The organism is Streptomyces cinereospinus, assembly GCF_042430725.1.
In the GTDB taxonomy this organism is placed as follows: Bacteria; Actinomycetota; Actinomycetes; order Streptomycetales; family Streptomycetaceae; genus Streptomyces; species Streptomyces cinereospinus.
This window is the reverse complement of sequence record NZ_JBHMCY010000012.1, coordinates 25,057-42,334: the sequence shown is the minus strand read 5'-3', so window position 1 is coordinate 42,334 and position 17,278 is coordinate 25,057. Positions and strand designations below refer to the sequence as shown.

17 protein-coding genes and 1 pseudogene are annotated in these 17,278 nt (G+C 70.7%); 12 read left to right on the top strand and 6 right to left on the bottom strand.

Translation table 11 applies throughout. The annotated features are described in order from the left end of the window. Positions 1-18 precede the first annotated feature (18 nt). Positions 19-1,419 (top strand): MFS transporter, encoded by a 1,401-nt coding sequence (locus ACFF45_RS08655; RefSeq protein ID WP_381344155.1) that lies wholly within the window; start codon positions 19-21, stop codon positions 1,417-1,419. 201 nt (positions 1,420-1,620) lie between these two features. Here the strand turns inward: ACFF45_RS08655 and ACFF45_RS08650 are convergent, their stop codons facing one another. Both ACFF45_RS08650 and ACFF45_RS08645 read right to left on the bottom strand, forming a co-directional pair. Then, positions 1,621-2,037 carry a hypothetical protein gene (locus tag ACFF45_RS08650; RefSeq protein WP_381344153.1) on the bottom strand — a complete coding sequence of 139 codons (417 nt, stop codon included), beginning with the start codon at positions 2,035-2,037 and terminating at the stop codon, positions 1,621-1,623. Positions 2,038-2,498: 461 nt separating this feature from the next. After that, positions 2,499-3,239, bottom strand: coding sequence for an AraC family transcriptional regulator (locus ACFF45_RS08645; protein WP_381344150.1), 741 nt, complete (start codon positions 3,237-3,239; stop codon positions 2,499-2,501). A gap of 54 nt (positions 3,240-3,293) precedes the next feature. Here ACFF45_RS08645 and ACFF45_RS08640 point away from each other — a divergent pair, with 54 nt between their 5' ends. Both ACFF45_RS08640 and ACFF45_RS08635 read left to right on the top strand, forming a co-directional pair. Next, positions 3,294-4,502, top strand: coding sequence for an MFS transporter (locus ACFF45_RS08640; protein WP_381344342.1), 1,209 nt, complete (start codon positions 3,294-3,296; stop codon positions 4,500-4,502). A gap of 558 nt (positions 4,503-5,060) precedes the next feature. Then, positions 5,061-5,942: an IS630 family transposase gene (locus ACFF45_RS08635; protein ID WP_446697129.1), complete on the top strand. Its 882-nt coding sequence runs from the start codon at positions 5,061-5,063 to the stop codon at positions 5,940-5,942. Between the two features lie 26 nt (positions 5,943-5,968). On the opposite strand, the pseudogene ACFF45_RS08630 reads toward ACFF45_RS08635, so the two are convergent. After that, positions 5,969-6,354: pseudogene (locus ACFF45_RS08630) on the bottom strand (transposase); the annotation flags it as partial. A gap of 273 nt (positions 6,355-6,627) precedes the next feature. Between ACFF45_RS08630 and ACFF45_RS08625 the strand changes: the two are divergent. The 7 genes from ACFF45_RS08625 to ACFF45_RS08595 all read left to right on the top strand — a co-directional run bounded on the left by ACFF45_RS08625 (position 6,628) and on the right by ACFF45_RS08595 (position 14,390). Then, positions 6,628-6,927: a hypothetical protein gene (locus tag ACFF45_RS08625; RefSeq protein ID WP_381344148.1), complete on the top strand. Its 300-nt coding sequence runs from the start codon at positions 6,628-6,630 to the stop codon at positions 6,925-6,927. Between the two features lie 1,026 nt (positions 6,928-7,953). Then, entirely contained in the window at positions 7,954-8,913 is a 960-nt protein-coding gene (locus tag ACFF45_RS08620; RefSeq protein WP_381344145.1) for an STM4015 family protein, read from the top strand. Further along, positions 8,910-10,070 (top strand): STM4014 family protein, encoded by a 1,161-nt coding sequence (locus tag ACFF45_RS08615; RefSeq protein WP_381344143.1) that lies wholly within the window; start codon positions 8,910-8,912, stop codon positions 10,068-10,070. The genes ACFF45_RS08620 and ACFF45_RS08615 overlap by 4 nt, the downstream gene beginning before the upstream one ends. 225 nt (positions 10,071-10,295) lie before the next feature. After that, positions 10,296-11,126 carry an STM4013/SEN3800 family hydrolase gene (locus tag ACFF45_RS08610; RefSeq protein WP_381344339.1) on the top strand — a complete coding sequence of 277 codons (831 nt, stop codon included), beginning with the start codon at positions 10,296-10,298 and terminating at the stop codon, positions 11,124-11,126. Continuing rightward, on the top strand, positions 11,123-12,496 hold the full coding sequence (locus ACFF45_RS08605) for an STM4012 family radical SAM protein (RefSeq protein WP_381344140.1): 1,374 nt from the start codon (positions 11,123-11,125) through the stop codon (positions 12,494-12,496). The genes ACFF45_RS08610 and ACFF45_RS08605 overlap by 4 nt, the downstream gene beginning before the upstream one ends. Before the next feature lie 9 nt (positions 12,497-12,505). Next, complete coding sequence (locus tag ACFF45_RS08600; protein WP_381344137.1) at positions 12,506-13,378, top strand: STM4011 family radical SAM protein; 873 nt, start codon at positions 12,506-12,508, stop codon at positions 13,376-13,378. Between the two features lie 658 nt (positions 13,379-14,036). Then, the gene (locus ACFF45_RS08595; protein WP_381344134.1) at positions 14,037-14,390 is read left to right on the top strand and encodes a hypothetical protein; all 354 of its coding nucleotides are present in this window, start codon (positions 14,037-14,039) and stop codon (positions 14,388-14,390) included. A gap of 35 nt (positions 14,391-14,425) precedes the next feature. Here ACFF45_RS08595 and ACFF45_RS08590 read toward each other — a convergent pair whose 3' ends face one another. Together ACFF45_RS08590 and ACFF45_RS08585 are read right to left on the bottom strand one after the other, a co-directional pair. Next, entirely contained in the window at positions 14,426-15,037 is a 612-nt protein-coding gene (locus ACFF45_RS08590) for a hypothetical protein (RefSeq protein WP_381344132.1), read from the bottom strand. A gap of 28 nt (positions 15,038-15,065) precedes the next feature. Continuing rightward, positions 15,066-15,320, bottom strand: coding sequence for a hypothetical protein (locus ACFF45_RS08585; protein WP_381344129.1), 255 nt, complete (start codon positions 15,318-15,320; stop codon positions 15,066-15,068). Here ACFF45_RS08585 and ACFF45_RS08580 point away from each other — a divergent pair. Then, positions 15,315-15,458, top strand: a complete 144-nt coding sequence (locus ACFF45_RS08580; protein WP_381344127.1) for a hypothetical protein — start codon at positions 15,315-15,317, stop codon at positions 15,456-15,458. The genes ACFF45_RS08585 and ACFF45_RS08580 overlap by 6 nt on opposite strands. Before the next feature lie 51 nt (positions 15,459-15,509). On the opposite strand, the gene ACFF45_RS08575 is transcribed toward ACFF45_RS08580, so the two are convergent. Then, positions 15,510-16,436, bottom strand: a complete 927-nt coding sequence (locus ACFF45_RS08575) for an oxidoreductase (protein ID WP_381344124.1) — start codon at positions 16,434-16,436, stop codon at positions 15,510-15,512. A 93-nt stretch (positions 16,437-16,529) separates the two neighbouring features. On the opposite strand from ACFF45_RS08575, the gene ACFF45_RS08570 reads away from it, so the two are divergent. After that, positions 16,530-17,105, top strand: a complete 576-nt coding sequence (locus ACFF45_RS08570) for a TetR/AcrR family transcriptional regulator (protein ID WP_381344122.1) — start codon at positions 16,530-16,532, stop codon at positions 17,103-17,105. Positions 17,106-17,278: the final 173 nt, after the last annotated feature.

The following is a 17,278-nucleotide window of genomic DNA, read 5'->3' as shown; positions in this document are numbered from 1 at the left end:
TGATGAGGTGTGATCGTCGTGAGCGACACGGAAACCACCACCAGGACACGCGCAGCGGATGCACCGCATCCGCTGCGCTGGCCGATCCTGGGCCTGCTGGGGCTGGCCCAGTTGATGCTGATCCTCGACATCACCGTCGTCGCGATCGCACTGCCCGACATGGGTGCCGAGCTGGACCTGGACCGCGCGGCACTGACCTGGGTGGTCAGCGGATACGCCCTCACGTTCGGAAGTCTCATGCTGCTCGGCGGCCGGGCCGCAGACCTGTTCGGCCCGAAGCAGGTCGTCCTGACCGGGCTCGCCGTGTTCACCGCAGCGTCCCTGGCTGCCGGACTCGCCACCGGCGCCCCGCTGCTGCTCGCCGCACGCGTCGCCCAGGGGGCGGGCGCCGCGCTGCTCTCGCCCGCCGCGCTGTCCGTGGTGGTGCGGCTCTTCGACGGCGACGAACGCAACCGCGCGCTGGGTGTCTGGTCGGCGCTCGGCGGCGGGGGTGCCGCGCTCGGCGTGCTGCTGGGCGGGCTGATCACAGCAGGCCCAGGCTGGGCCTGGGTCTTCTTCGTGAACGTCCCCGTCGGCCTGATCGTCCTCCTCTCGCTCGCCCGGGTCCTGCCCCGCCTGCCCCGCGCGGCCACCGGCTCCCTCGACATACCCGGCGCCGTCCTGGTCGCCGCTGCAACCGGGGCCCTCGTCTACGCCCTGATCCAGGCCGGCGACCACGGCTGGCTGTACGTCGGCACCGTTGCTCTGTTCGCCGCGTCAGCAGCCGCCTACCTGGCTTTTGCCCTCTGGCAGCGTCATGCGGCGGCACCGCTCATCGACCTGCGTCTGCTGGGCCGACGCCCGGTGGTGGCCGGCACCTTCGTGATGGCCGTCACCACGGCGCTGATGGTGGGGGCCTTCTTCCTGGGCTCCTTCTACCTTCAGAACCGCCAGGGGCAGGGTCCGCTGATGACCGGCGTACTGTTCCTGCCAGTGGCACTGCTGACCATGGCCGCCGCCGCAGCCGCCGGCCGCGTGATCGGCCGCCTGGGAGCACGGCTGCTGGCTGTGGTCTCCCTGGCCGTCGTGGCCGCCGGTTTCCTCCTGCCGGTGCTCTGGTCCGGAACCACCGCGATGGTCACCGGCGTGAGCGTCGCGGGGGCGGGACTGGGCGCCCTGTTCGTCGTCGCCTCCGCCACCGCACTCGCCGGCGTCGCCCCCCACGAGGCCGGTGTGGCCTCGGGCACCGTCAGCACCTTCCACGAATTCGGCGCTTCGGCCGGTGCCGCGGCCGTCTCCAGTGCCGCCGCCACGAGCATCGCCACCCACACCGGTGCCCACAACGCCTCCGGTTTCGACGATGCGTTCCTCGTCGCCACCGGCATGGCCGCGGTCTCCGCCGTCATCGTCCTGTGGCTGATCCCCGCCAAGCAGCAGTAGGGGCCCACGCACCAAGGCCCGCAGGGACCGGCACCCCAGCACTCGACGCAGCCGAAGCTGACGCGGGCCTGCTCACGATTCCCAGCGGGGCCGGCCGCCGTCCTCCGCCGCGCCTCCCGACCGACATCTGCCGCTCCGGCAACGGCAGCGCGTTCCCGGCGCATCCCCGCGGGACGCGCCCCCCTTCGAGGCGGGGTGCGGTCAGGCGCCCGCTGTGGGACCGCCGGGCGTCCGCGCCTCGCCGGGCGCCACCTCGCGAGTGAACCGCCACGGCCGGTGGCCGTCGGCTTCGCAGACGGTCCACAGACGCACCGGCGCATCCCGGCACTGCTCGCGCCATCGCTGTTCCCCGTCGGCGCCCTCGTACCAGGTCGGCCGCAGGGTCGGGTCGGTGGCGAGCCGGGTTTGGTCACCGGGTTCGAGCCGAAACGTCTCCACCGTGCGGCCCAGGCCGTCTGCTCCGTCGATGCCCGGCCGGAAGCGCGGTGAACCCCGGATCACCTGGGCTCGCATCTGCCGGCTGACGCTGCCGGCCGGCTCGGGATCGTCGGAGCGGTCCCGGTCATCGCGTACCTCCAGCCGTACGCGCACCGGTCCCAGCGAGTCCGGCGGTCGCATGGTTCCCCCGGCGCGCAGCCTCCACCACCGGGGCCGACCAAGTCGACGAGACCGCCCCGCAGTGAAACCGAGGATCCCGGCCACACCCTTTTGCTGCGGCCCGTCGCGGACAGGCCGCAGCGCGAACTGCTTTCTCCCCTCCCAGCTGCCGGGCGCCGCGCCGACCAGGCGCGAGACCCCGGACGCGTCGGCCTGCCGGTCCCTTGGGGCCGTGCCGGCCGGTGGCCTCGAACTGGGTGAGTCGCTTGCCTGCCCGGCCAGTGCGTCCGCCCCGCGCCTCGGCAACGGCCTGGATGCCTCAACGACGACGGGGGTGCTCGAGCACGGCCTCGCTGCCCGCCGCTACCTGCCCCGAACCTCGGCCACCCGCTCACCAGGCGGGAGCGGCTCACCCCTCTCTTCGCAGATCCGAGCAGCATCCGCGAGGGGGTGTCGGGGCTCAAGCGCCTCGGCCGGTCGGGTCATCGGGAGTGCGCACCCGGGGTACTACCGAACGCACGGCGGAACACATCGATGAAGGCGCTGGTGGACGACCATCCGCACTGATGCGCGACCTTGGTCACCGGCGTCTTCTCGGCCAGCAGGATCAGTGCATGGTGAAGCCTCAGTTGGGTGCGCCACTGGGGAAACGTCATGCCGAGGTCGCTGCTGAACAGCCGGGAGAGCGTGCGGTCGCTCGCCCCGACCTCCCGTCCGAGTGCGGCGAGGGTGCGGTTGTCCGACGGGTCGGACTGCAGGAGGTCGCAGACCGCCCGCAGCAGGGGACTGCTCGGCGTGGGCAGATGTGTGGGCTGCTGCACCGAGGTCCGCAGCTGATCCAGGAGCACCGCGCGCAGCCGCATCCGCTCCGGGCCGTCGGCGCCCTCGGTGCGGGTGAAGGCGATGATGAGCTCGCGCAGCAGCGGACCCACCGCGAGCACGGTGGGGGCGTCCAGGCGCAGGGGGTTCTCCCACGCGGGGAGTCCTACCAGGTGCAGTTCGAGATCGCCGTGCGCTTGGTGGGCATGGACGGTGCCGGCCGGGACCCAGATGGCACGGGTCGCCGGAGCGACCCAGGAGCCGGCGTTCGTGGTGACGGACAGCACGCCCCGGCCCGCGTAGACGATCTGGTGGTCGTCGTGCCGGTGCGCCTCTATCTCCGCACCGGACGCCAGTCGCTGAGTGCGGGTGGGGGCCACGGGCGCGTGGCGGACTTCCATCATGACCTGGCAGATTATCGCAAGCGCGACACGGCGAACACCGTCCACGATGACAAGGTGCGGAGAAATTACTCGATCACACTCTTGTCCGTCGGGCACGGCTGCGTCGATGTCTATCAGGGCGCCGTCGCCTCCCTCGTGCCCTTCTTCGTCGCCGAGCGCGCGTACAGCTACGCCGCCGTCTCGGGCATCGTGCTCGCGGCTTCCGTGCTGTCATCGGTGGCCCAGCCGTTCTTCGGTATGCTGACCGATCGCCGTGCGATGCCCTGGCTGTTGCCGGTCAGCACCCTGGTCGGAGGAGCGGGCATCGCACTGGGCGGGGTGAGTGACTCCTACGCGGTGACGCTGGTGGTCGTTGCGGTGTCCGGGATCGGTGTGGCCGCGTACCATCCGGAGTCCGCGCGGGTGGCCAGACTCGCCAGCAGCGGCAGCCACAGCGCGATGGGATGGTTCTCGCTGGGCGGCAGTCTCGGCTTCGCGCTGGCCCCTGTGATGGTCGCTGTCGTGGTCGCTGTCCAAGGGCTGCGCTGGACGCCGCTGCTTGTGCTGCCGGCCGTGGTCGGCGCTGCGCTGTGCCTGCCCGTGCTGCGCGCGTTGGAGACCCGGCTGTCCGACGCGGCCAAGGCGCCCGTGACGGGCAAGGACGACAGAGCGTCGTTCGTACGCCTCTCGCTTGCCGTGGTGTGTCGCTCCATCGCATTCATCGGCCTGAGCACGTTCGTCTCGCTGTACGCCACCGAGCGCATGAACGGCGGCTATGCCGCGGGCACGGCGGCTCTGTTCCTGCTGTACTTGGGCGGCGCGGTGGGCAGCGTGCTGGGTGGTGCGCTGGCGAACCGCTGGGACCGGGTACGGGTCTCTCGCTGGTCGTATGTGCTGACGGCCGGATCGACCGCCGGTCTGGTCTTCGTGCCCGGACCGGCCCTCTACCTGTTCGTCATCCTCACCTCAGCCGGTCTGTACATCCCGTTCTCGCTCCAGGTCACGCTGGGCCAGGACTACCTGCCCTCGCGGATCGGCACCGCCAGTGGTATCACGCTCGGTCTCACTGTGAGCATCGGCGGCCTGACCAGCCCGGCCATCGGCACTCTCGCCGACAGAACTTCACTGCAGACCGCCCTGGCCCCGCTGATTCTGATGCCCATCCTCGCCTGGCTGCTGTTCCAGACCCTGCCCGAACCCACTGTCCCGGTGTCCGACGACACGGCACCGAAGGGAGAAGACGCCGATGTCGAACACTCTCCCGTCCAACCCGGTCTCCGCTGAGAAGCCTGCGCCTCCCTGCCGTTCGGCTACGGGGGTGGTGGATGATCCGGCGCTCCGGCCGGCTCGTGAGGAATGTCCGCTGCTGGACTGGGGCTGTACAGCCACCGTGAACACACCGGCTTGGAGGCTGCTGTCCGTCCACTCGACGTCGAGCGGCGAGGTCGAGTACTGCACGTGCAGCTGCAACGCCATCGTGGTGCTCTGCCGCGGCGAGGTGATCGCGTTCATCGGCCTTCCGCGCGGTGACGGACCCGGCGCAGGCAGGGGAAGAGAGTGAAGGCCCTGAACGGCGTGATAATTACCTGTTGCGGCGTGACGTCCACCCAGGTACGCACATAAAGGAAACACAAATCAGCACCCTGCGAAATCGACATTTGAGAGACGAGAACGTCGGCCTTCCGATGGAGTTGACGAGAAACAAGCGCTGATAGATCCGAGTAAGCCCTGGCCTTCTTGGTCAGGAATTCTGTCCAGGCGCGCAGGGTTGCTCGGTGGCGCGTACTGGGCGGCGAAGGCCGAGTTGATCCTGTCGGACGAGGAGCGGGCTGCGCTGGAGGGGTGGATGCGGCGTCGCTCCACGCCGCGGGCGTGGGCCCTGCGGTGCCGGATCATCCTGGCCCGCGCGGCGGTGCGTCCAACAACGATGTCGCGGCACGGTTGGGCTCGACGCCGCATGCGGTGGGCCGGTGGAGGGCGCGGTTCGTCGAGCACCGGATCGCCGGGCTGGGCGACATGCCGGTCCGGGGGCCCGGAACGGTCACCGACGAACAGGTCGCCGCCGTGGTGAAGCGGACGCTGGAGAGCACGCCGAAGAACGCCACGCGCTGGTCGACGCGGGTGTTGGCCCAGGAGATGGGCCTGTCGCAGTCGACCGTGTCACGGATCTGGCGGGCCTTCGGCCTGCAACCGCACCGCTCGGAGACGTTGAAGCTGGCCACCGGCCCGTGCTTCATCGACAAGGTCCACGACGTGGTCGGCCTGTATCTCGATCCGCCCGAGCGCGCTGTGGTGTTCTGCGCCGACGAGAAGTCGCCGATCCAAGCGCTGGACCGCTCGCAGCCAGTGCTGCCGATGATGCCCGGCGTCCCGCAACGGATCACCCACGGCTACGTGCGTGCCGGCACCACCACAGTGTTTGCAGCAGTGGAGGTGGCCACCGGCAAGGTGATCGGTTCCCTGCACCGTCGCCACCGCGCCGAAGAGTTCGGGTTCCGGGCCGAGGGCGACGACCTGGTCCGTGATGCCGTAGGTGACGCGGTAGGCCAGGACCTGGATGGCGAGGTCCATCCATTGCCGCGTCTTCGCGGCCGTCGGCACGGGTCCGAGGACGGTGACGAACCACATGGGCGGCAGGGCCCGGTCGCGGATTGCGTCGGCCAGACGGTCGCGCGGCAGCCGGTCCAGCCTCCGCTCCGCCCGATTCGCCGTGCTGGGGCGTGAACGGGACGCCGCGCGCGCATCCTCGGTGGCTTCGGCAGTCGCACCTCGCGGTCGGAGCGGACCCGGCCGACCATCTCGGCCGGCAGGTCGCGCAGGACCCGGGCCAGGCGGGTGACGTCGTAGCCGCCGTCACCGACGATCACGATAGGCGGGTCCCCGGCCTGCCGCTGGCCGCGGTGATGAGCCGCTCGACGACACGTCGCAGCTGGGCGGCGGTGATCGCGGTGGCGTCGTCCGCCGGGCCCAGCCGGACCGCGTCCAAGATCGCGGTCCAGGAGGTGGCTCCCGGCTCCAGCACGGCCACGAAGGAGTATGGCCAGCCCGCAATGAACCGCGACGCTGTCCTCGCGCGGCCGTAGACGCGGCAGAACAGTCGCTCCGCCACCACCGGCGCCGGTGGGAGCCACCTCGATCGGTGACTCCTGCTCCGTTTGCGTCAACTTGCGAGCGCCCGCGGGGCCGAGCGCGGGCGGGTGGAAAGGTGCGGCTTCCCGGGGCCGTTCGGGCTGCGTCCCTGACAGACGTGGCGTGAGAGGCCCAGGTTTTTCATGCCGGATTTTCCTGTTGGCCGAGATGCGATCACCCGATCGGAGTCACGTCGCATGGAAGGCCATCGGGGTGATCAGAGTCTTCACTGGCTGTCGCTGACGGCCAGCAGGGAGTCTTTGGACAGGAAGGATGGGCGATGAGCCTGATCCAGACCGGCAAAATCAACCTGAACTCGACCAACGCGGTGGAGACGACCGGCGGGGACACCTCGACCTTCACCAGGGTCACCTTTCCCACACCGTTCCCGCAGGGATCGCAGGTCGTGGTGTTCCCGCTGACCCAGACCTTCAACGGGCCCGAGACGCCGGGCATCCGCATCCACGACGTCACCGAGACAGGCTTCCTGATCCGGCTGAACGAAGTCCTCGCGGGAGCCGTCAAGAGCGACGGCACACACACCACCGAAACCATCGGCTGGCTGGCTGCCACCGTCTGATGCACGTGGGCCGGGTGGGGGCGTACCGCTGGAGCCGGGCCGCCCCCACCCGGCTCGATCAGGATGGGCCCGTTCAGGCAGCGGCTTCACATCCGGCGTCGGCCGTACACAGCCTGTGACCGGACTGTAGACCCTGCCGAGCCACGCGAAGCACGGGACCAACGGGTTGTAGAGCAAAGCCGCCATAGCTCGGGCGTGGCTGACCACGCGGGGCGCAGTCGCACATGGCAGAAGTCGATCGCAGAATCAGCGCCCCGGGATCCGGAAGAGCGGTCCCTACCTGTTGCCCGAACGTCCGGAGATCGTGGCGAAGGCCCAGCGTTCGCTTCGACGGCGGCACCAAGCGCTGTTCGTGGCCCAGCGGCCTGAGGCCGACGGCGCGAGGGTCCGTGGGGTGCTCGACGGCCTGACGACCACGCGGACGATCAAGAACATGAAGCCAGACGTGCGACGTCCCGGCGGTGCCGGAGACCGGTGACGGCCTGGACCCGCCGGCGCTCTTCATCGGTCAGGGCGGCAACATCGCGAGGTGTCGACGGTCGACGGTCAGGGCCGCCCTCGGACGGCGACGTCCGATCCGGCACGCTTTCCCTGCGCGAAGCCGGCCGGGGAACTCAAGGACGAGTGGGTGGAGTTGACGGAAGACGGCCGTTACGGTCCGGCCTCGGCGACGCACTACCGGCAGACCGAACACCGCGCGGGCGTGCCCGGTGACCTCCCCCAGCGCGAGCACGGGCCGCCCGCAGCCGTCCCGCGGCTCCCGGGGCGCGTTCGCGACTCGCGCCGGAACCGCCATGTGGGCAACCGGCACGATCAACACGTCTGCCTGCCGGTACACGGCAGTCTCCCTCCCGCCGGTGCCGACGCACCGGTCCGTCGAGGCAGACAGTAGAGGCCGCCACTGACAACCTCCGGGCTGTGCCGCGCACCCACCGCACAACAGCCCCCTCCGTGCACCGCTGTCAGTCCCTGTTGGTAGAACTGCGGTCACCACGCAAGGCCTTCCCCTGCCCCAGGAGCAGCCGCATGACCATCGGTGACCACCTCAACTCGCTGTACCGGCTGCCCGCGTACACGTTTCCCGGACCCGACTCCTCCACGGACGACCTGCCCGAGGCGGACGAACACGCCTGGCGCATAACCAGCGACGTGTACGACGCCGACGAGGAGTGGACGCAGGCCTTCGCCCGTTTCTGCGAAGCTGTGGACACCACCCGGGTCCGGGCCCTGATCGTGGGAGCGTGGCAGGACACCTACGAGACCGGTCCGGACGCCATCATCGAGGCACTGGTGGCCGCGCGCGACCGGTTCCCCGCGCTGCGGGCCGTCTTCGTCGGCGACATGGTCATGGAGGAGAGCGAGATCTCCTGGATCACCCAGACCGACGTCACACCCCTGCTCGAGCATTACCCCGCTCTGGAGGAACTGGGCGTCCGCGGCGGACAGGGCCTGCGGTTTCCCGCGCTGCGCCACACCGGGCTGCGCAAGCTCGTCATGGAGACCGGCGGGCTGCCCGCCGAAGTGGTGCGCGGCGTCGCCGCCAGCGATCTGCCCGCGCTGGAGCACCTCGACCTGTGGCTGGGCACCCCGGACTACGGCGGCGACAGCGAGGTCACCGACCTGGAGGGCATCGTCTCCGGTGCCCGGCTCCCGAGCCTGCGCCACCTGGCCCTGCGCAACAGTGAGATGCAGGACGCCGTCGCCGCGGCTCTCGCCTCCGCTCCCGTGGTGGCCCGCCTGGAGGTACTGGACCTGTCCATGGGCGTACTCACCGACGAGGGGGCGTCCGCACTGCTCACCGGACAGCCGCTCACCCACCTCAAGCAACTCGACCTGCACCACCACTACATCAGCGAGCCCGTCCTGGAGCGTCTGCGGAGCACCCTGGAAAGCGCCGGCGTCTCTCTGGACCTCGACCGCGACGACGCCGACGAGGACCAGGACGACGGCGGCACGGTATGGCGGTACGTCGCCGTCGGGGAATGAACGGGCACACCGTGCGCACCGGCCGCACCCTCCCGGGCCTCCCCGCGCGGTTCGCGGTCGTGGGCAACCCCGAGAACCGCCGTGTCGCGCTCTTCGCGGAGGCCGTGCGCGCGGCGGGCCTGCCCGCACCCCGCGTGGTGTCCTGGACGCGGGTCCTCCGCGCGGGTGGCGCCGACTTCGACGCGAGGGAACTGGTGCGCGTCGACTCCCCCGGTGAGAACGCCGGCGTCGACCGGATGCTGCGCGGCGCCGCCGATCCCACCCGGGTGGAAGGGTCGGCCCGCTGGTACGCACGGTTCACGGCGGCGCTGGGAGGCCTGCGCGGCGGCATCCGGCTCGCCGACCCGGCAGACCTCGGTGTGCTCTTCGACAAGCGGCTCTGCCATGGCGTACTGCACGCGGCGGGCGTCCCGGTCCCCGCATCTCCCACCTCGGGCCCGTCGGCCGCCGTGGTGGGCGGCTGGGACGATGTGCGGGAGCTGATGCGGTGTCACCGGATGCCCCGGCTGTTCGTCAAACCCGCGCACGGCTCGTCGGCTTCCGGAGTGCTCGCCGTGGAATTGGGCGGAGCGGGCCGGATCCGGGCCACCACATCCGTGGAGCTGGCCCCGGACGGACGCCTGTTCAACTCGCTGAAGGTACGGCGCTACCACGACGAACGGCAGATCGCCGCCGTCGTCGACACGCTCGCCCCCGACGGGCTGCACCTGGAGCGCTGGCTGCCGAAAGCGTCCCACCACGGCCGCGCCGCCGACCTGCGCGTGCTCGTGGTGGCGGGCCGGGCCACCCACGCAGTGGTGCGTACCAGCCGCGGGCCGCTGACCAATCTCCACCTCGGGGGCGCACGCGGCGATCTGGACGAGGTGCGGCGTGCCGTGGCGGAGGCCGGCGCCCGGTGGACGGACCTGCTCGATGTGTGCGAGCGGGCCGCCGCCTGCTTCCCCCGCACCCTGTGCGTCGGCGTCGACCTGCTGCCGGCCGTCGACTGGCGGCGGGCGGCGGTCGGCGAGGTCAACGCCTTCGGCGATCTGCTGCCCCGGCTGACGGGCCTGCCCGGCAGCGGCGCCGAGGGCATGGACACCTACGCCGCGCAGGTCGCCGCCGCCCTGCGACGGTACGCCCGTGGTCCGGACACCACCCGAGACGCCGCCTCCTGAGCCGACCGCGCCCCCACCAGCTCGCGCCGCCCCCTACCGAACCCCCCGCACCCCCGCAGCACCTCTCGCCCCCTACCGAACCCCCCGCACCACCGCAGCACCTCGACAGCAGCATCACTCGCACCATCGCGCACCACTGCACCACGACGCCTCACTCGCACACCAAGTAACAGGAGCACCATGCCCCCGCCGGACCCGACGCCTCCGACCGCCGCACAGCCGGACATGAACATGATCGTCGGAAGCCACGACCTGCTCCTGGTGACCCTCGACACCCTGCGCCACGACGTGGCGGCGGAGCTCGCCGCCACGGGCCGCACCCCCAACCTGGCCCGGCGCCTGCCCGGCGGCCGCTGGGAGGAGCGGCTCGCCCCGGGCAGCTTCACCTACGCCTCCCACCAGGCCATCTTCGCGGGCTTCCTGCCCACGCCCGCCTCACCCGGCCCGCACCCACGCCTGTTCGCGGCCGCCTTCGCCGGCAGCGAGAGCACCGCCGAAGGCACGTTCGTCTACGACACCCCGGACCTCGTCACCGGCCTGGCCCGCGCGGGCTACCGCACGGTCTGCGTCGGTGGCGTCGGTTTCTTCAACAAACGCGGCCCCCTCGGCACGGTCCTCCCCGCTCTGTTCCAGGAGTCCCACTGGGCCCCTGAGTTCGGCGTCACCTCTCCCGCCTCCTTCGAGAACCAGGTCGCCTGCGCCGAACGCGTGATCGCGCGGCTCCCGGCCGACCAGCGGGTGTTCCTGTTCGTCAACGTCTCCGCCCTGCACCAGCCCAACTGGTTCCACCTGCCCGGCGCCACCCGGGAGGACGGCGACACCCGCGCCACCCACGCCGCGGCACTGGAGTACGTCGACCGGCACATCGGTCGTCTGTTCGCCGCGGCGAGCAGCCGGCGTCCCTGTTTCGCCGTCGTCTGCTCCGACCACGGCACCGCCTACGGCGAGGACGGCTACACCGGCCACCGCCTCGGACACCCCTCCGTGTGGACCGTGCCCTACGCCCACTTCGTCCTCGACCCGGACGACACCGACCCGAGAGAGGCCGCCCGGTGACCACCCCCGCCCTTCCCGCGCCGGCGACCGGCCCCTACCGGCATTACGTCTACGCCTACCCGCACAAGACGGCCTACCGCGCCTTGGAGGACCGCCCCCACCTCGCCGGCCTGTGGGCGGACGAACCGAAGGACGCCCTCTCCCTCTATCTGCACATCCCGTTCTGCGAGATCCGCTGCGGCTTCTGCAACCTCTTCACCCGGGTCGGCGCCCCGGACGGTCTTACCGGTGCCTACCTCGACGCGCTGGACCGCCAGGCGGGCGCGGTACGCGAGGCGCTCGCCGGCACCGGGGAGGTCCGCTTCGCCACGGCCGCCTTCGGGGGCGGCACTCCCACCTTCCTCACGGCCGCCGAACTGGACCGCCTCTGCGACATCGCCGAACACCGCATGGGCGCCGACCTGCGGGCGGTGCCGCTCTCCGTGGAGGCATCACCGGCCACCGCCACCGCCGACCGGCTCGCGGTGCTCGCCCGGCGCGGCGTCACCCGGCTCAGCCTGGGCGTGCAGAGTTTCATCGACTCCGAGGCCCGCGCCGCGGTGCGCCCGCAACGCCGCGCCGACGTCGACACCGCCCTCGGCCGTGTCCGTGAAGCCGGCATACCGGTCCTCAACATCGACCTCATCTACGGCATCGACGGCCAGACGCCCGTCACCTGGCTGCGCTCCCTGGACGCAGCCCTGGCCTGGCGCCCCGAAGAGCTGTACCTCTACCCCCTCTACGTCCGCCCCCTCACCGGCCTCGACCGGCTCGGCGGCCACCCCGACACCGCCTGGGACGAGCAGCGACTGGCCCTGTACCGGGTGGGCCGCGACCATCTCCTCGCCCATGGCTACGTGCAGCGGTCCATGCGCATGTTCCGCCGCGCCGACGCCCCGCCGGAGGGTGCCGGCGACTACGCCTGCCAGACCGACGGCATGATCGGCCTCGGCTGCGGCGCCCGCTCCTACACCACTACGCTCCACTACTCCTTCGACTACGCCGTCGGCATGAACCGGATCCGTTCGATCATCGACGACTACGTGACCCGCCCGGCGGCCGCCTTCGCCCACGCCGAGTACGGTCGTGCCATGGACGCCGACGAAGCGCGCCGACGTCACCTGCTCCAGTCGCTGCTCCAGGCCGACGGGCTCGACACGGCGGACTACCGTGCCCGCTTCGGCACCAGCCCCGCCGACGACTTCGGCCGCGAACTGGACCGCTTCGCCGCTCTGGGCTGGCTCACCGACACCGCCGCGCCGGGCGCCCCGGCAACGGTCTCCGGAACCCTCCGCCTGACGCCGGAGGGACTGGCCCACTCCGACGCCATCGGCCCCGACCTGTTCTCCCCGGCCGTCCGCGCCGCCATGGCCGCGTACGACAGGAAGTGACCGGACACCGTGGACCTGACCCTGCTCTACCGCGGCCCTCTCGCCTCCTGCGACTACGACTGCCCGTACTGTCCCTTCGCCAAGCGGCGCGACAGCACGGCACAACTGCGAGCCGACCGCGCCGCCCTGGAGCGTTTCGCCCAGTGGGCCGCCGCCCGCACCGAGGACCACCTTTCCCTGCTGTTCACCCCCTGGGGCGAGGGCCTGGTGCGCTCCTGGTACCGACGCACCCTCGTGGACCTCTCCCGGCTGCCGCACATCCGCCGGGTGGCGATCCAGACCAATCTCAGCTGCCGCACCGACTGGCTGGCCGGAGCCGACCGGGACACCCTCGCCCTGTGGTGCACCTACCACCCCGGGCAGACCCCCTACGACCGCTTCCTCACCAAGTGCCGCGATCTGACCATGCGCGGCATCCGGTTCAGCGTCGGTGTGGTCGGCCTCCCCGGCCACCTCGACGTGGCCCGCCGCCTCCGCGCCGACCTGCCCGCCCACGTCTACCTCTGGATCAACGCCGCCGAGGGACACACCTACACGGACGCCGAGGCCGACCGGTGGACGGCCCTGGACCCGCTCTTCCCGTACAGCCGCCATCCGCATGCCAGCGCGGGGCTGCCCTGCCGGACCGGCGTCTCGGTGGTCTCGGTCGACGGTGACGGCACGGTCCGCCGCTGCCACTTCGTGCGCACCCCACTGGGCAACCTCTACGACGGTTCCTACCTGGACGCCCTGCGTCCTCGCCCCTGCCCGCTGGCCGCGTGCGACTGCCACATCGGCTACGTCCACCTGGAGACGCTGCCCCTGTACGACATCTTCGCGGGCGGGGTCCTCGAACGGATCCCGGCACCCGCCCGGGCGCCCCGCGCGGAGCGGGCGCTCTGAGCCGGCCGCACCATCGGCGGGGGCCGACGGGCCGTCGACAACGGGTGGTGCCTCGGTCGTGCCGGCATGTGGGTCACCGTCCGTCCCCGTGCTGCGTGGCCGGGCTCCCGCCCCGACCGGGTTCAGGCCGCGGGCCGGGCCCTGCGCGCCAGTCGCCCTGCCGGCGCGATCAGCTTCGCTCGTACAACTGGTCGGCGTCTGCCGTGCGGCGCCCAGTGAACCGGCCTCGGTACTGCTGGGCTCTCCTCCTCGCGGATCTGGGCGACCCGGCCAGCCTGCACACCGCGTTCGCCGGTGTGCGCCAGGTCTTCCTCCACGCTCACCACGACGGTACGAACGGTGTGATCGCTGCTGCCCGCGCCGCCAACGTGGAGAAGCTCGTGCTGATGTCCTCGGGCAGTTCGACAACTTACGTGTGTGGAACGTGGAAACCCTGATGGAGTCCGGGGCACGGCCCGGTAAGCCAACCGCAAGGAAGGCCCAATTCTCCAGCGGGGACAGGATGGCCCAAAAAGCGAATGCCGGTAGCTCGAAAGACCAGAGGAAACCCGGAGGCGATCTTCACACCTCTTGCTGAAATCGCCGGATACGGGTCCTGGTGATCAGGCCTGAAAGGGTGCCCACGTAAACCAGGTGAGCCCTTGCAATATCCCGAGTAATGAGCCAGAACCTGGCGGACAAGTCGGACGCGAAGGAGGAGATCACAGGTGGAGTTAACCAAGCCTGTTCGACCGTCCATAGCGAACGGACACCAGGGGGGCACTTCGACTGGCACAGTATCGGCTGGGCCGGAACCGAGGAAAACGTACGGCGTCTGAGACACAGGATCTTTCAAAGCGGCGGCACAGGAGGGGGACCTCAAGAAAATCCGCAATCTGCAAAATTTCATGCCAAGCTGAACGCGATCGCGGCGAAGATGACCCGCCCGCCCAAGCAGCAGACCCGGCCGCTCGCGCAGCTGCGCGAGGACTGGCAGGATAGTTCCGTACTTCGCGGATGGCAGTCGATTTGAATTCCGGCGGCAACGCGCAGTTGTCTGGCCCGGCGTTATTGGCGACCGTCTCGTTTTCGCTCGCTGCGCCGCAGTGCGCGGCGCTGCTTTCCCGGCAGGGTGGCGGCCAGCTCGCCCACCAGGGAGACGTCGTGGCAGTCGCCGGCCCGGCTGCCCCGGCACCACCACACCGGTGGGCCGGCCGCGTCCGTTTCGCCCTGGTACCAGTCGTCGGCGGTCCCTGCGGGACGGGGATGCATTCCGATCTTGTGTTCCCGGCAGATCGGCCAGGCCTGCGAGAGCAGCTCGGTGATGGTCTCCTGCGCCGCATCCGCGACGACGGCCAGGACCGTCGTCGGATCGTCCGGCTCCGGCGGGTCGCCCTCCTCCGGGTCGCACGCATTGACCGGGTTGCCGTGCCAGCGGCCGTCCGGCATCGCCACGTAGACCTGATCCCTGTCGATCCCGCTCGGGGGCAGAGGCTGCCAGGACGGGGCGACCATCAGTATCAGCGGGTCCTGGCCCGGCAGGGTCGCCGTCAGGTCGCGATTGACCACAGCGAGTGCGGCCTCCAGCATCGGCCACTGGCCGGGCTCGGCTTGCCTGGGTTCCGGGAGATGCTGCCGGTCATGACCAGGGCCGGGGCTGAGATACGAGAAGTGGTTCACCAGGGCATCGTTGCAGCCGTGCCGTCCTTCACCGGCGGCCGAGGGCGGAGTCAGATCCCTGCTCCGGGGGCAGTTCGTTCAGGGTCTGCGGCCAGCGGGGTGGTGTGGGTTCCAGGCCGAGAAGGTCGAGCAGGTCGAGCAGGTCGAGCTGGATGCTGCGGGTGATGGCGACGACGGGTGGGTCGGTGGCGCTGGTGACCCGTAGTCGCAGGTCGGACAGGTGGTAGAGGATCATCCGGCCGGTGGGCCGCACCTTCTGGCTGCCCGGATCCAGGCCGTGCATCTTCTGGTCGCCCCCGAGTGCCCGGCGGACTCTGAGACGGCCACCGTGGTGGACTACATCCCGGCCCGCGACGAGGACGCCCCCCTCGCGCAGCGCGAGACCTACCGGGTCCTGGAAGACACCCACCGGCTGGGGTGACGGCGAGGGGGCCCTTGAAGTCGCCGTATCTGCGCTCGACTCACGGCAAGGTCAGGTCTGCAGAACCGGAAAGGTGACGCCGGCCAGCCGTTCGCTCTCACGCCACAGCCAGGCTCCCAGGTCGGGGTCGTCAGCCCCGGCGGGCAGCCGGACCGGCTTGGGCGTGCCGGAGGTCTGGTCGCGTCCGGCCGGGCCGAGGTAGGCCCCGCTGACGACCTCGGGGTGGGTCGCGGCATACAGGGACGGCCAGGCCGCGCCGTCGGCAGAGCCCATCAGTGTGCGAGAGGCGAGGGCCACGAGCAGGCGCCCCATTCGGCGGGTGGAGGTGTGGCGCTGCAGGTTGGTGACGGCCGAGCCCGGATGGACGACCACAGCGCGGTGCGCACTGCGGGCGAACCGGCGGGCGAGTTCCTGGGTGAAGACGACGTTGGCGCGCTTGGACTTCGCGTACGCGCCCATCGGGCGGTAGCCGTGTTCGCTCATCAGATCTGCGAGATCACCGGAGCGCCAGGCGGCGGCGACGGCGCTGACCGTGACGACGCGGGCAGCCGCGGAGCGCTCAAGGGCCGGCATCAGGTGCGCTGTCAGCGCGAAATGGCCGAGGTGGTTGGTGCCCACCGTGAGTTCCAGTCCATCGCGGGTGAGCCGGCGCTCCGGGACGTCCATCACGCCGGCGTTGTTGATGAGGAGGTCGAGAATCTCGCCCGCGGCGAGCGGGGCGGCCGCCTCGCGGATCGCGGCAAGGTCGCCGAGGTCGAGTTGTACTGTCTCCAGGCGGGCACCGGGCACGTCCGCGCGCAGGCGGCGGGCGGCATCTGCCAGGGAGTCAGGGCGCCGGCCCGCCAGCAGGATGCGGGCACCGTGCTCCGCCAGCACCTGGGCGGTGCGGTAGCCGATGCCGCTGGTGGCGCCGGTGATCAGTGCGGTCCGGCCCTTGAGATCCGGGATGTCGGCCGGGGTCCAGTGCGAGTCGTCCACGTCACCCTCCTAAATGAACGTTCATTTACTACGTTCAGCATGCGGACGTCGATCCGAGTTGTCAAATGAACGTTCATTAGGAAGGCTGAGCGCATGGCAACACGTGACCCCGACCGCAAGCGCCGGCAACTGATGGAAGCCGCTCTCGCCGAGTTCGCCGAGTTCGGCGTGGCAGGAGCCCGCGTGGACCGGCTCGCACAACGGGCCGGCATCAGCCCTGGCCTGGTGTACTCCTTCGCCGCCGGCAAGGAGGGCCTGTTCGAGGCCGTCTACGAAGCGATCGCCGAGCAGACCGTGAACGCGGTCCCCATCGACGCCGACGACCTGGCCGAATACGCCGGCCGCCTGCACGACGCCGGGCAGCAGCACCCCCAGGTCATGCGCTTCCTCACCTGGTACGCACTGGAAAGCACGGAACGGCCGGCGCCCGACATCGTGGCCCGCTCGATGCAGGACAAGATCGCCTCCATCGAGGCCGCCCAGCAGCGCGGCAGCGTCCGGCGGGACAAGCCGGCCGCGGAGATCCTGGCGCTCGTTCTGGCGCTCGCGAACATGTGGCAGCATCACACCGAGGACGTCAACGCCCTGGTCCCACCCGCACGTCAGCGCGCAACAATCACTGATGCCGTACGCCGCCTCGTCACCCCGGACTGGCCCGCTGATCGCTGACGGCGTCACCGCAAGCCCTCGACATCCCGCCATTCATGACCGCGCACATGATGTTGCATAACTGGCCAGGTGTCGCACCCACCGGCCAACTGAAGCGCTCGGTCACAATATGAGCCGAAGCTCAGGAGTTGTCACCAACAGGACCGGCTGAGCTGGTCAACCGGGGCGGTCGA

What these genes read in the sequence shown, in the direction of transcription:
- ACFF45_RS08650 (WP_381344153.1), bottom strand. Translation starts at nt 2,037, where the DNA reads ATGCGACCGCCGGACTCGCTGGGACCGGTGCGCGTACGGCTGGAGGTA.
- ACFF45_RS08645 (WP_381344150.1), bottom strand. Translation starts at nt 3,239, where the DNA reads ATGATGGAAGTCCGCCACGCGCCCGTGGCCCCCACCCGCACTCAGCGA.
- ACFF45_RS08625 (WP_381344148.1), top strand. Translation starts at nt 6,628, where the DNA reads ATGAGCCTGATCCAGACCGGCAAAATCAACCTGAACTCGACCAACGCG.
- ACFF45_RS08620 (WP_381344145.1), top strand. Translation starts at nt 7,954, where the DNA reads ATGACCATCGGTGACCACCTCAACTCGCTGTACCGGCTGCCCGCGTAC.
- ACFF45_RS08615 (WP_381344143.1), top strand. Translation starts at nt 8,910, where the DNA reads ATGAACGGGCACACCGTGCGCACCGGCCGCACCCTCCCGGGCCTCCCC.
- ACFF45_RS08610 (WP_381344339.1), top strand. Translation starts at nt 10,296, where the DNA reads ATGAACATGATCGTCGGAAGCCACGACCTGCTCCTGGTGACCCTCGAC.
- ACFF45_RS08595 (WP_381344134.1), top strand. Translation starts at nt 14,037, where the DNA reads ATGAGCCAGAACCTGGCGGACAAGTCGGACGCGAAGGAGGAGATCACA.
- ACFF45_RS08585 (WP_381344129.1), bottom strand. Translation starts at nt 15,320, where the DNA reads ATGCACGGCCTGGATCCGGGCAGCCAGAAGGTGCGGCCCACCGGCCGG.
- ACFF45_RS08570 (WP_381344122.1), top strand. Translation starts at nt 16,530, where the DNA reads ATGGCAACACGTGACCCCGACCGCAAGCGCCGGCAACTGATGGAAGCC.